Origin of the sequence: Cupriavidus taiwanensis, assembly GCF_900250115.1 — a bacterium.
Lineage (GTDB): Bacteria > Pseudomonadota > Gammaproteobacteria > Burkholderiales > Burkholderiaceae > Cupriavidus > Cupriavidus taiwanensis_B.
The window spans coordinates 1,572,923-1,585,713 of the sequence record NZ_LT984804.1 but is presented as its reverse complement, the minus strand read 5'-3'; the positions used below and the strand labels follow the sequence as shown (position 1 = coordinate 1,585,713).

The 12,791-nt window shown below is 68.2% G+C and carries 9 protein-coding genes; 4 read left to right on the top strand and 5 right to left on the bottom strand.

The annotated features are described in order from the left end of the window. Nucleotides 1-29: 29 nt before the first annotated feature. Complete coding sequence (locus tag CBM2586_RS23930; RefSeq protein WP_115664254.1) at nt 30-977, bottom strand: lactate/malate family dehydrogenase; 948 nt, start codon at nt 975-977, stop codon at nt 30-32. A 498-nt stretch (nt 978-1,475) separates the two neighbouring features. Here CBM2586_RS23930 and CBM2586_RS23925 point away from each other — a divergent pair, with 498 nt between their 5' ends. The 3 genes from CBM2586_RS23925 (at nt 1,476) to CBM2586_RS23915 (ending at nt 4,746) form a co-directional block, all read left to right on the top strand. Next, nucleotides 1,476-2,123, top strand: coding sequence for a 3-oxoacid CoA-transferase subunit A (locus CBM2586_RS23925; RefSeq protein WP_115664255.1), 648 nt, complete (start codon nt 1,476-1,478; stop codon nt 2,121-2,123). A gap of 22 nt (nt 2,124-2,145) precedes the next feature. Next, on the top strand, nt 2,146-2,805 hold the full coding sequence (locus tag CBM2586_RS23920) for a 3-oxoacid CoA-transferase subunit B (RefSeq protein ID WP_115664256.1): 660 nt from the start codon (nt 2,146-2,148) through the stop codon (nt 2,803-2,805). Nucleotides 2,806-3,594: 789 nt separating this feature from the next. Beyond that, complete coding sequence (locus CBM2586_RS23915; protein WP_115664257.1) at nt 3,595-4,746, top strand: porin; 1,152 nt, start codon at nt 3,595-3,597, stop codon at nt 4,744-4,746. Between the two features lie 53 nt (nt 4,747-4,799). Here CBM2586_RS23915 and CBM2586_RS23910 read toward each other — a convergent pair whose 3' ends face one another. Beyond that, nucleotides 4,800-7,520, bottom strand: a complete 2,721-nt coding sequence (locus tag CBM2586_RS23910; RefSeq protein WP_172587114.1) for a helix-turn-helix transcriptional regulator — start codon at nt 7,518-7,520, stop codon at nt 4,800-4,802. A 349-nt stretch (nt 7,521-7,869) separates the two neighbouring features. On the opposite strand from CBM2586_RS23910, the gene CBM2586_RS23905 reads away from it, so the two are divergent. Then, nucleotides 7,870-8,847 (top strand): Bug family tripartite tricarboxylate transporter substrate binding protein, encoded by a 978-nt coding sequence (locus CBM2586_RS23905; RefSeq protein WP_115690246.1) that lies wholly within the window; start codon nt 7,870-7,872, stop codon nt 8,845-8,847. A 76-nt stretch (nt 8,848-8,923) separates the two neighbouring features. Here CBM2586_RS23905 and CBM2586_RS23900 read toward each other — a convergent pair whose 3' ends face one another. The 3 genes from CBM2586_RS23900 to CBM2586_RS23890 all read right to left on the bottom strand — a co-directional run bounded on the left by CBM2586_RS23900 (nt 8,924) and on the right by CBM2586_RS23890 (nt 12,763). Continuing rightward, nucleotides 8,924-11,029: an acetate--CoA ligase family protein gene (locus CBM2586_RS23900; protein WP_115690244.1), complete on the bottom strand. Its 2,106-nt coding sequence runs from the start codon at nt 11,027-11,029 to the stop codon at nt 8,924-8,926. 135 nt (nt 11,030-11,164) lie between these two features. Then, nucleotides 11,165-11,563: a Zn-ribbon domain-containing OB-fold protein gene (locus tag CBM2586_RS23895; protein WP_115664261.1), complete on the bottom strand. Its 399-nt coding sequence runs from the start codon at nt 11,561-11,563 to the stop codon at nt 11,165-11,167. 33 nt (nt 11,564-11,596) lie between these two features. After that, nucleotides 11,597-12,763 (bottom strand): thiolase domain-containing protein, encoded by a 1,167-nt coding sequence (locus CBM2586_RS23890; protein WP_115690242.1) that lies wholly within the window; start codon nt 12,761-12,763, stop codon nt 11,597-11,599. Between the last annotated feature and the right edge of the window lie 28 nt (nt 12,764-12,791).

Here is a 12,791-nt window from a genome sequence, read left to right as displayed (position 1 = left end):
GTCCTAAGTCCGAAGCCTGCGCAATGTCCTTACCGGTCCATCAGCACGCTGTCGGTCGCGTCCTTTACGATGCGCGCGCTGCGCCGCAGGCCTTCGCGCTCGTCGGGATCGAGTTCCGGATAGGCCAGCAGCTGCGCGCCGTTGCCGTTGATCACCATCGGCAGTGACAGGCAGACCTCGGGCACCCCTTCGACTTCGGCATGCACGATGCCGACCGTGAGGATGAGGTCGGTGTTGTGGACGATGGCCTGGCAGATTCGCCCGATCGCACTGGCGATCCCATAATGGGTCGCACCCTTGCCTTCCTTGATGAGCTTGGCCGCCTCGTGTACGGAGCGCAGGACCAGGTCGCGGCTGGCCGGCCCGAGTTCTTTGCCGGTCCTGGTCAGGAAGGTCTCAAGGGGCATGCCGGAGACGGTTGCGCCGGACCAGGCGATCACGGCGGATTCACCGTGCTCGCCGACAACGTAGGCGTGAATCCCGGGCGCCACCACGCCCAGACGCTCGGAGAGCAGCGCTCGCAGCCGGCCGGTATCCAGCGAAGTGCCGGTGCTGATGACGCGCTCCCGCGCGCAGCGCAGGCGGTCAAAGACGACGCCTGTCAAGACATCGCAGGGGTTGGTCGCGATGACGTAAATGGCATCCGGCGCCAGCGGGGCGATGCGATCGACGATTTCCGCCGCGATGCCGGCATTGGTTTTAGCCAGGTCCAGGCGTGTCTGCCCTGGTTTCACGCCGACCCCGGCCGTGATGACGACGATATCCGCGTTGTGTGCGTCCTCGTACTCCCCCGCATAGAACCGATTGTTACCCCAGAACGCCGCGGAGTGGGCCAGGTCGAGGGCCTGCCCTTCCGCCCGGATTCGCGCCAGATCGATGATGACGACTTCCGCGCTCGGGATGGCCACGGCCGCGAACAAGGCCGCCGAGCCACCAACCAGCCCTGCGCCGACAACGACGATCTTGGGTTGACGCATGGCATGCCTCCGATCGCGCGGCGATTCGACGAGTCAGACAGATGTGGGAGATGAAGCGCTTGCCGGATCAACAACTATCCGTGCGTATGCTACGGTTTATGACTTTTTCGCCAAAAATTCCAGTGCAGCGTAGGCGCCACTGGCGGCTTTTGCAAGTCCATGCATAACGTCGTCGATTGCGCAATTAAGCGCCGGCCAAGTGAGCCATTCTTACCACGCCAAGCTCGTCAGAGCACGCATCGCCCGTGGAAGTTTTTCTAAAGTCTCTGCGGGAAAGATTTCATGTTTTGCAGCGGGGAAGATGCGCTTAGAGTTCGTGTGGGACGAAGCTCGCTGCATTGAACACCAGCTCCGGCGGCACGGTCCGCCGGGAGACGCGCTGCGGCCATCACGATCCGGGCGCTACCTTGAAGCTGAGCAGCGAGCCTGGCATCGGGGCCGGTGACATGCAATGGTTGATCGCCAACATACCTGGGGCTCCATCGGCAAGGAGGCAAGATGAAGACCGTCTCGAGCGAGCACGCGGTCGGGTTGATTCCAGATGGCGCCACCGTAATGGTCGGTGGCTTCATGGGCGTCGGCACGCCGGAGCGACTGATGGACGAACTGGTGCGGCAGGGCAGGCGGGATCTGACGGTGATCGCCAACGATACGGCAGTACCGGGTCGGGGAATTGGCAAGCTGGTTGCGGCAGGCGCCCTGCGCAAGGCCATCGTCAGCCACATCGGCCTCAACCCGGAGACCCAGCGCAAGATGATCGCGGGGGAGATCGACGTCGAACTGGTACCCCAAGGGACCCTGATCGAGCGCATTCGTGCGGCTGGATGCGGCCTCGGCGGCATTCTCACGCCGACCGGCGTCGGTACGCTGGTCGAGGCGGGCAAGCGCAAGCTGGAAGTGGACGGTGTCGAATATTTGCTGGAGACGCCTTTGCGTGCCGACTTTGCGCTGGTGGAGGCCTTTCTGTCCGACTATCAGGGCAATCTCGTGTACGCCCTCACGGCACGCAACTTCAACCCTGTGATTGCCATGGCTGCGGAAACCGTGATTGTCGATGCTGCGCACATCGTGCCCGTTGGCATGATCGCGCCCGACCACGTGATCACACCGTCCGTGCTAGTGGACTACGTGATCGCTCATGTTTGATGGCTCCGGAGATAATTCAGACATGGACGCACAAACCATCATCGCGCGGCGCGTCGCGCAGGAACTGAAGGCCGGCATGCTGGTCAACCTCGGCGTTGGCATTCCCACCCTGGTGGCGAACTACGTGCCGCAAGGCATGCAGATTTTCTTTCAGTCCGAAAACGGCTTGATCGGCACTGGTCCCATCCCCGAGGAGGGCATGATCGAACCCCACCTGACCGACGCAGCCGGCAAGCCAGTCAGCGCGTTGCCGGGCGCCTGCACGTTCGATAGCGCGATGTCCTTCGGACTGATTCGCGGCCATCATCTTGACATGACGGTGCTGGGCGCGCTGGAGGTGGACGAGGCAGGGCACCTTGCCAATTGGACGATTCCGGGCAAGCTGGTACCGGGTATGGGCGGGGCCATGGACCTGGTGGCCGGTGCCCGGCGTGTAGTCGTGGCCATGCAACACAGCGCCCGGGGCAAATCCAAGCTGGTGCGGCGTTGCAGCCTGCCGCTGACGGCACTGCGGCCGGTCGATCTCGTCGTCACAGAACTGGCAGTCATAGCGTTCCAGGCCGGCACCGCAACCTTAATGGAGACTGCGCCTGGCGTCTCGGTCGATGCGGTGCTGGCAGCGACCGAGGCTACGCTAATGGTGCCGGCGCGCGTGCCGGAGATGAACCTTATGGGAGCCTAGACGCTACCGTCGCAGTGGGATCGGAACCGGCTCGTCGTCGTGAAGCAATATCCTGGCGCAGCCAATCCCCAGGGCCGACGCGGTTGGCATCAGTCCCTTTCCGAGCCCTACGCAGCATCTTTGACTTTGTGGCGCGGCCGTTCGTCCTGAATCGGATGGACTGTAGCAACCCTCCCCGTGCCGAATCTCCCCGCTTTCGATTACGCGTTCAACCTGAGCTACCGGCAGGAGCATACCGCCGCCGAACCGCTGTTCGCGGCGAGCCGGGCCATGGTCGGCGAGCAGACCCGGGAGCGCGCCGCCGGGGCTGAGGCGGAACGTGGACCCGGCATTGCGCCGGAAACGGCGGGCCACGGTCGCACGGCTGAATGGTGCGGTCTTTCTGATGGGCGGCCTCGCTGCTGCCCTTGATCCCGCGGTTGCCGATCTTTGCAGCCATGCTTGCGCCGGAACCGGCGCGTCGCGGCCGACGCGCGCGTGAGCGCGCATATTGCCTGGCTCAGGGCTTGCCAGCGCCATTGGCAATCTCTCATTAGACGCGGCGCCTGCGAATGCGCGCCGGCGTGACAGTGAAGGCGGTCCGGCCGTCGATCCAGACATTACCCCCAGCGGACTGGTTCGTTTCGCCCCATGCCGGCGCGAGACCCGTTCCTTTCGGACGGGGCCAAGACCCTGCCCCCGGCGTTCTAATGCAAGCAGCCCGGCAACGCAGCGCCGGCGCACCACACGTCTGCAGGGCTGGCTGCAGCCTGCCCTGAAGCCGCATAACAATATCGGAGAAGACAAAGCATGAGAAAGCAGGTTCTTGCGCTTTCTGCCCTGAGCGCAATGGGCGGGACGGCGCTGGCGCAATCCAGCGTCACGATCTACGGCGTGCTCGATGCCCCGATCGAATATGTCAACGACATGGCGCGGGGTACGCCGACCGTGGTCAACAACCAGCTGGTCACGCAGCCGGGCGGCAAGCGGATTTCGATTCCCACCACCGGCGGCCTGTCGGCGCCGCGCTGGGGCCTGCGCGGCAAGGAAGACCTCGGGGCCGGGCTGGCGGCGATCTTCACGCTGGAAGGGGGCTTCGGTCTGGACACCGGCGTGTCGACCTCCGGGCGCCTGTTCGGGCGGCAGGCTTCGGTCGGTTTCCAGAGCCCGTATGGCAAGCTGACCTTCGGGCGCCAGTACACCAGCATCTTCGAGGGCTTGTCGAACTTCACGCCGACACGCTACGCGGTGCTGTACGAGCCGATCACCTGGCAGCTCGGCATCAACTACCGCAGCGACAACACCATCAAGTACCTGGGCGAGTTCGGGTCGATGACCTTCGGCGCGCATTACTCATTCGGCAACGGCGCCGGCGCGATCGGTTCGACGCCGCTGGCGGGCGGGGAGTCCCCGGGCAACTTCCGCGACAACACCGGCTACGGCGCCTCGGTGGCCTATGTCGGCAACACCTTCGGCGCGGCCCTGGTCTATGACGAGTGGAATCCGACCGTGACGCCAGGGCAGCCGGGCCGGACACGCAAGTTCGGCGGCGCCGTCAGCTACCAGACCGGGCCGCTCAAGCTGACCGCCGGCTATCGCTGGAACCGCACCAGCTTCAACAACGGCAACACCTTCGTCCGTGACGACTACTGGTGGACCGGCGCCACCTACCGCGTGATGCCGGCGCTGGGTCTGACGCTGGCCTACTACTATGCCGACGTCAAGGAAGCCCGCCTGGGCGCGACCGCGCCCCGGCTCGAGCCCGCGAATCCATGGCAGGTGACCTTCATTGCCGACTACGACTTGTCCAAGCGGACCGACATCTACCTGACCACGGCGTATGCGCGCAATGCCGGACTGAACTTCGATTCTTCACCGGTCAGCTTCGCCACCGGCTACTTCCCGAACAACGGGCAGAAAGGCATGTTCGGCCTCGCGGTCGGGGTGCGGCACCGCTTCTGAGGCGACCGGTACCGCGGCGTCGCCGCCGCGACGCCGCGCCGCCATCCAGCGGCCTAGCTGGCCGGCCGCGCCGCAGCCTGCTCGGCCAGCGCGCGCGCCGTCACGATGGCTTCGTAGCGGCTCGAGACGCCCAGCTTGTCGAAGATCTGCCGCAAGTTCCATTTCACCGTGACGATGCTGATGTTCAGTGCCAGCGCGATGCGCTTGTTCGACATGGCCTGGTCCAGCAGCGCGACAATGTCCTGCTCGCGCGGCGTCAGTCCCGGCACGCTGATGCATGGCGGCACCGCCGGCGCCGGCACCGCCGGCGTTGCCGGCGTGCCGGCCGATGCGTCGAGTGGCGCCCGGAGCTGGGCAAGATAGGCGCCGGATGCGCTGTCCGCGCAGCCTTGCGCTTGCGCAAGCATGGCGCCGATGCCGTGGTATTCATCCAGCAGCGTACGTAGCAGACCAAGCCGCATGCCGCTGGCGAGCGCAAGCCGCAGCGCCGCCGCGGCTTCGACATGACGGCCCAGGTCTGCCAGCGCGCGCGCCTGCAGCAGGTCGGAAATCACCACCCACTGCTCGCGGCGCCAGGCCGTGGCCAACGTGCGCAACGGGTCGAGCAGCGCTAACGCGTGCTGCGGCTGACGTTTCGCCAGGGCCAGGCGCGCCTCTGACAGTGCGGCGAGCGCCCGGATGCCGGCAGCGCGCGGGCCTGCGCCAGTATGGGTCGATGCCAGCGCCTGCAGCGCGTCGAGCAGCATTGCGGCATGGCGCAGGTCGCCCGCATGCACGGCCAGATGGCATTGCTCGGCCAGCATGCTGGCGTGACCACGTGCGAAACCATCGCGGGTGAATGCAGCCTGCGCCATGCGCAGCGCTGACAGCGCGGCACTGGCGTGCCCCTGGCGGGCCAGCAGCCGGGCATGGCAGCGTGCCGCGCGCAATACCAGGTCAGGCGAAGAGGCCTGCAGCAGGCCGCGCCGGTCAGCCAGCACCTGGCGCGCCGCGTCGAGCTGGTTGCGCTCATAGTGGGTCTCGGCCACCACCGCGGCGCAGGCGCAGGCGGCGATCGAACGCCGGCCGAAGGCCGCTTCGGCGCGCGCCAGGGCCCGGGAGCCGATCGCCTCCGCTTCCAGCGCGTTGCCTTGCCGCAGCAGCGCGCACGCGGCAGCGGCCGCCGCGAGGAGCATCAGTTCCTGCGGCGGTCCGTGCATGCCGGCGGCGCGCAGCGGCCCGTCATAGGCCGGGCGCGCGGGATCGTGCCGGCCCAGGGCAGCCAGGCAGCGCACACGCAGCCCGGCGTGAATGGCTTCATGGTCGGCATGGGGCAGGGCGCCCGCGGCTATGCCCTGCAGCAGATCCCACGCCTGCGTCGAGTCGTCGCGTTGCACGCAGATTGCGGCCCGCGCCAGGGTGATCAGCGCGGCGGGCACCTGCGCGCGTCCCGGGGCCGCTTCCAGCCGCGCCAGCCAGTGCTCGGCCTCGTCCGGCCGCACGGTCATGATGCTGGCCCAGGCTGCCAGCATCTGCACCTGCGGATGCGCCGCTAACCGTTGCGGCGGCTGGCGCCTGGTCCAGAGGCTGAATTCACGCAGCTGGGTGACCGACGGCAGGCGCTGGCCGTGGTCCTCGCACAGCCGGACCACCAGCGCGAAGTCGTCGCACCGCATGGCATGCCACAGGCCTTCGGTGAGCATGCCGTGCCGTGCATACCAGCCCGCCGCGCGCCGGTGCACGGCGGCCGCGTCGATGCCGGCGCGGCCCGCGATGTCGCGCAGGCAACGCCCCAGCATGGGCGGAAACCGGTACCGGTAGTGTTCTCCCTGCGCTCCATGCCCGGCGGCGACGATGAGGAGGTGGCGCGATGCCAGTGCATCGAGCCGGTCCCGGGTCTGGCTGTCGCCGGTGACATGCGCAGCCAGTCCTTCGCAAAAGCCGTCGAGCAGGGAGAGGTGTCGCATGAAGGCAAGCGCGCCCGCGTCCACGTCCGCGAGGATCTCCTCGTCGAAGTAGGCCTGCAGGGCAGGCGCGCCAGGCGTGCCGCGCGCGTGATCGACTGCCGCCGCCGCGGTGGTGTCCCGCTGCGCGCTCGCCAGCAGTTGCACGCCGGCGGGCCAACCGGCGCTGGCCTCCTGCACCCGGATGACCGTGTCCAGCGGAACGCTGGTGCCAAGCCGGAGTCGCAGCAGGGCGCGGGTTTCCTGCGGATCGAACCAGAGTTCCGACGGGCCGGCCTCGAACAGCTCGCCCGAGGCACGCAGCCGGCCCAGCGGCAGCGGAACTGTCGTGCGCGACGCGATCACCAGGCTGAGGTGCTGCCATTGCGGATCGGCGAGCGCGCGCACCAGCGCGACCACTTCGCGGTCCCGCGCATGGTGGAACTGGTCGATCATGATCCAGAGATGGCCCGGGATCGCGGCCAGTGCGTCGGCCAGCGCCCCCGCCGCCGCTGCTGGCGGCATCCGTGCCAGCGAGCCGGCGCGGCTTTCCCAGTCGCCGGCGATGCCAGCAGCCTGCAGCGCGCCGCACAACGCTGCGCAGAACGAGCGCAATTCCTGGTCCTGGGGCGCCAGCGACAGCCAGGCCACGCGTGCGCGCGCCTTGATCAGCGCGTGGCGCCACTGGCCCAGCAGCGTGGTCTTCCCGGATCCGGCGCCGGCACTGAGCAGCACCAGCTTGCACTCGCGCGCCGCCTCTAGCCGGGCCAGCAGCCGTTCCCGCTGGATGTCGCGGGAACGTGTCCGCGGCGGCGATACCCGGGCGGCCAGCGGGAACTGGTGATGGGCCATCAGTCGTCTCCGTGTCATGGCGCGCCCGCCGGGATGCAGGCCGCCCTGCGCGCAAGTATCGGTGCGAAGCCGCTCGCGGCTGCCCCCCTGCCTCGGGGAGCCCGGGCGCGCCATCGCTGGCGATGCGTGTCGCAACCGCCACTGCATGCATGCGTTACATGCGTGGCGGAACTTATGCCGCGCGGTCGCGGCGGCGCCATGGCCTTGCCGATACCCGCCCTGTATCACGCAAGACAGCGATTGTATTTCCTCGGTGCGTCGGCGCTTCATAGCATGGGAAACCGCTGTCAGTGCGGGCCAGACGCCGGCGCAGCCGCGCGATGACTAACGAGATGACCAGAGGAGATCCATGAATACCAGGTTTTGGAAGCGCTGCCTGCTGATCGCCGCGACCGCGGCAGCGGCCGGCGCTGGCACGGGGCCGGCGGCGCAGGAGTATCCCGCGCGGCCGGTGAAGCTGGTGGTGGCGATGCCGCCCGGCGGCGGGCTCGACATTACCGCGCGCCATCTCGCCAAGGCGCTGACGGAGAAGTTCAGGCAGCCCTTCGTGGTCGAGAACCGGCCCGGCGCCAACGGCTTTATTGCGGCGAAGGCGGTGGCCGGGGCGGCGCCGGATGGCTACACGCTCTGGCTGAGCAGCAACTCGCCGATGGTGACCAACGCCGCGGTGTTCCGCGCGCTGCCGTACGACCCGGTGGCCGACTACACCCCGATCGCGCGGCTGGTGCGGCTGCCGCTGGTGATCGCGGTGCCGGCGAACTCGCCGTACCGGACGCTGGAAAGCCTGATGGCGGCGGCGCGCGCCGCGCCGGGCAAGCTGAACTACGCCAGTGGCTCGGCCACGTACCAGGTGGTGCTTGAACTGATCCACGAGCGCAACGGCGTCAAGGCCAATGCCGTGCCCTACAAGGGCACCGTGCCGGCAATGACCGACCTCGCGGCCGGTAATGCGGACTATTCGATCGGCGAACTCAATGCCGTGCTGCCGTTGGCGCGTTCCGGCAAGCTGCGCCTGCTGGCGGTGACCGGCCCGCAGCGGCTCAAGTCACTGCCCGACGTGCCGACCGTTGCCGAGAGCGGTGCGCCGGGCCTGGCCGTGGATGGCTGGATCGCGCTGTATGGGCCGGCGAAGCTGCCGCCGCGGCTGGTGGCCACGCTGGCCGATGCCATGGACGGGATCCTGCGCAATCCTGAAGTGGCGGGCGCGATCGAAGCGATGAGCGGGGTGGTGTATCTGGCGGGGCCGGAACAGTTGAAGGCGTTCCAGGCGGCAGAGACCGAGCGCGCCAGGCAGGTGGTGAGGGCTGCGGGTATCACCCAGGAGTGAAAGCAGAGCCATTGGTTTGCTTCCCTCTCCCATTTGTGGGAGAGGGAAGCAGGCAAGGGGTCCTTGCCAGGACTGTTTACTGCCCTTGCTGTCCGACCTCGACCACCGCATCCGCCGCGAAGGCACCCTGGCCCTCGGGCATCGCAAACACCGGATTCAGGTCCACCGACTGCAGGCGCGGCCCCGCCGCCGCGGCGAATGCCGAGAGCCGCGACAACATTTTCGCCAGCGCGGCGATGTCGGCCACCGGCCGGCCCCGTGCCCCGAGCAGCAGCGGCGCACCCTTGATCGAGCGGATCATCTGCTCGGCCACGTCTTCGCCAAACGGGCAGCGGTGGAACACCACGTCCTTGAGCACTTCAACAAAGACCCCGCCCAGCCCGAACATCGCGATCGGGCCGAACACCGGGTCGCGATTGATGCCCATGATGCATTCAACGCCGCCAGACAGCTGCTTTGCCACCAGCACGCCTTCGATGCGCGCACCGGGCGCTGCCGCGCGGGCACGTTCCAGCAGGGTGGCAAAGCCGCTGCGCACGGTGGCTTCGTCGCGCACATCGAGCAGCACGCCGCCGATTTCCGACTTGTGCAGGATGTCCGGCGACAGGATCTTCATGACCACCGGGAAGCCGATCTGCTGCGCGGCCGCGACGGCGGCCTGCACCTCGGCGCAGGCGCGCTCCGGGGCGCTGGGGATGCCTGCATCCGCCAGCAACTGCTTGGCCTGCGCTTCGCTGGGCGTTTCGGCGGGCAGCGTCACCGGTGCCAGCGCAGGGGCCGGGGCCGGCGCGCTCGCGGCAAAGGCGCGGCCGAAGCGGCCCATGGCCGCGATCGCGGCGACGGCGCGGGTGGGGTCGCCGAACACGGTAAAGCCGGCTTCCTCATAGCGCGCCAGGATCTGCGCCGGGGCGCGCGCGACCACCACGTAGAGCCGGTCAGGATAGCGGCGGCGAACCTCGCCGATCTGCGCCAGCAGGGTGTCGGTCACCGCGGGGGACGCGGCGGCATAGCTGAAGAAGCCCAGCACGCTGCGATAGCCGCCTTCGCCGACCATGGCCTCGGTGAACGGCGTGATCAGGCTCGGGTCGTTGATGAACTGCGCGGTGGTGTCGACCGGATTGCGCGGCGAGCAGATCGGCAGCATCTCCAGCATGCGGGCCTGCGCCGCGGCGGGCATTTCGGGCATCGGCAGGCCCAGTTCCTCGGCGGTGTCCGAGATGATCACGCCGGCGCCGCCGCTGACGGTAATCACCCCCAGCGAGTTGTCGGCGGGGAAGACGCCGCGCATGGCCAGGCGCAGGATGTCGAGCATTTCCTCGGTATCGCGCACGCGCACCACGCCGAGTTCTTCCAGCACCGCGCTGACCACCGCGTCGTCGCCGGCGATCGACGCGGTGTGCGAGCGCGCGGCGGCGCCGCCCACCTCGCTGCGGCCGACCTTCATCATCACCACCGGCTTGCGCGCCGCGCGCGCGGCCTGCAGTGCCGCCACCAGGCCGTCGCCGTCGTTGATGCCTTCCGAATACAGCGCGATGACATCGGTGTTGGGGTCCTCCACCAGCAGTTGCACGATGTCGCCCACGGTCAGGTCGCATTCGTTGCCTGTCATGACGATGCTGGACGGATAAACGCCGGCTTCCATTGCAGCCATCACCAGGTGGCTGCCGTAGGCGCCGGACTGGCTGACGATGCCGATGCGGCCCGGGCGCGGTTCGCTGATGGTGGCGAAGGTGGAAAAGGTGCCGATAAAGCCGGTATGCATGTTGGCCAGTCCGAGCGAATTCGGCCCCAGCAGGCGCATGCCGCCGCGCCGCGCCGCGGCGACGACGGCGGCCTGCATCGCGGTGCCGTCGCCGGCCACTTCGGCAAACCCCGCGCTGAACAGGATCGCGGCCGGCACGCCGCGCGCTGCCAGCGCCGCGACCACGCCCTCGACCTGCGGCGCCGGTACGGCGACGATGGCCAAGTCGGGCACTTCGGGCAGTTCTTCGATCGAGGCATAGGCAGGCAGGCCCTGCACTTCGGTGCGTTTGGGATTGACCGGCAGGATGCGGCCGGCAAAGCCCTGCTTGCGCATCGACGCAATCGGGCGGCCGCCGATGCGGCCCGGATCGTCCGAGGCGCCGATGATGGCAACCGAGCGCGGATTCAGCAGGCAGGCGGGGGTGGTGAGGTTGGTCATGGGTATCGTGTGCGATGGATAAGCCGCCGGCGGCGCCCTTCGTTCCTGGCGCATGGCCAGGGCGACAGATGCGGCAGCCAGGCGGGGCAGGCGGCGGGCGCGGGGCGTGTCGGGGTCCGCGCTTGCCGGCTGCGGTTACAGGGGGCGGAAGGTTGGTACCGGCGGGCCGTTATCGGTCGGCGCGAAGCTGACCTGCACGCGCTGGCCGATGCGCACCGTGTCGAGATCGCAATCAACGATGTGGGTCATCATGGTCACGCCTTCGTCGAGGGTCACGTAGGCCATGCAGAACGGGGTCGGGCCGGCGCGGCGGGTCACGCTGTACGAGTAGATGGTGCCGCGGCCGCTGGCCTGCTTCCATTGCGTGGTGCCCAGGCAGAACGGGCACAGCGTGCGCGGGTACCAGTGCGGCTTGCCGCAGCTGTCGCAATGGCGCACCAGCAGGCGTCCTGCGCGCGCGGCTTCCCAGAACTCGGCGTTGTCGGGCTGTTCCGAGGGGGCCTTGTAGGTGGTCGGGGTGTAGGGTGTGGTCATGATCGGGATCGGTGCCTAGTGGGTGCGGGGCGTTTATTCGCGCGCCAGGATCAGGGTGGCGCTGCCGTGGCGCGAGCCGAGCAGGCCGCCGGTGCCCTGCGCCAGGGCCAGGTCGCAGTTCGGCACCTGCACCGCCGGGTGCGCCTCGCCGCGCAGCTGGCGCACGGCTTCGATCACCTTGGTGATGCCGCCGCGGTTGGCCGGGTGGTTGTTGCACAGGCCGCCGCCGTCGGTATTGAACGGCAGCTTGCCGACGCCGGAGATCAGGTTGCCGTCGGCGACGAACTTGCCGCCTTCGCCCTTCTTGCAGAAGCCCAGGTCTTCCAGCTGTATCAGCACGGTGATGGTGAAGCTGTCGTAGATCGATGCGTACTTGATGTCGGCGGGCTTGACGCCGGCTTCGGCGAAGGCCGCGGCACCTGACACGCGCGCCGCCGACCAGCTCAGGTCGACCGCGCCGCCGAGCTGGCCCTTGACGTGCTCGCCGGCGCCGAGCACCTTGATGCGCGGCCGGTTCAGCTTCGCGGCGATCTCTGGGCGCGCCACGATCAGCGCGCCGCCGCCATCCGAGACCACGCAGCAGTCCAGCTTGCGCAGCGGATCGGAAATCATCGGCGAGTTCAGCACGTCCTCGACCGTGACCACGTCGCGCAGCATGGCGTTGGCATTGTGCTGCGCATGGTGCGAGGCGGCCACCTTGATCCAGGCGAGTTGCTCGGCCGTGGTGCCGTACTCGTACATATGCCGCATCGCCACCATCGCATACATGTTGACGGTGAGCGGGCTGAACGGAGCCTCGAACGGCAGGTCCGGCAGGTTGTCGCCCCAGTTGCGCGGCTTGGTGCCGCTCGAGCCCTCGGAGCGCGGGCGCCCGGCCAGCGTGATCAGCGCCACGTTGCACTTGCCCATGGCTATCGCCTGCGCGGCGTGCGACACGTGCGCCAGGTACGAGGAGCCGCCGGTCTCGGTGGAATCGACATGGCGCACGCGCAAGCCGAGGTAGTCCACCATGTTCAGTACGCCCAGGCCGGGCGCGTCGCCGGCGCAGAAGTAGCCGTCGACGTCGGCCAGCGTCAGGCCGGCGTCTTCGAGCGCGCCCTTGGCGCTTTCGGCGTGCAGCTGCGCCACGCTCTTGTCCGGCGCCTTGCGGGTCGGGTGCTCGTAGGCGCCGACGATGTATGCCTTGCCTTTGATGCTCATGCTTGCATTCCTGTTGGGTCAGAGAGTG

Excerpts from the sequence above, each read along its gene's own strand:
- CBM2586_RS23930 (WP_115664254.1), bottom strand. The coding sequence starts at position 977 with ATGCGTCAACCCAAGATCGTCGTTGTCGGCGCAGGGCTGGTTGGTGGC.
- CBM2586_RS23925 (WP_115664255.1), top strand. The coding sequence starts at position 1,476 with ATGAAGACCGTCTCGAGCGAGCACGCGGTCGGGTTGATTCCAGATGGC.
- CBM2586_RS23920 (WP_115664256.1), top strand. The coding sequence starts at position 2,146 with ATGGACGCACAAACCATCATCGCGCGGCGCGTCGCGCAGGAACTGAAG.
- CBM2586_RS23915 (WP_115664257.1), top strand. The coding sequence starts at position 3,595 with ATGAGAAAGCAGGTTCTTGCGCTTTCTGCCCTGAGCGCAATGGGCGGG.
- CBM2586_RS23910 (WP_172587114.1), bottom strand. The coding sequence starts at position 7,520 with ATGGCCCATCACCAGTTCCCGCTGGCCGCCCGGGTATCGCCGCCGCGG.
- CBM2586_RS23905 (WP_115690246.1), top strand. The coding sequence starts at position 7,870 with ATGAATACCAGGTTTTGGAAGCGCTGCCTGCTGATCGCCGCGACCGCG.
- CBM2586_RS23900 (WP_115690244.1), bottom strand. The coding sequence starts at position 11,029 with ATGACCAACCTCACCACCCCCGCCTGCCTGCTGAATCCGCGCTCGGTT.
- CBM2586_RS23895 (WP_115664261.1), bottom strand. The coding sequence starts at position 11,563 with ATGACCACACCCTACACCCCGACCACCTACAAGGCCCCCTCGGAACAG.
- CBM2586_RS23890 (WP_115690242.1), bottom strand. The coding sequence starts at position 12,763 with ATGAGCATCAAAGGCAAGGCATACATCGTCGGCGCCTACGAGCACCCG.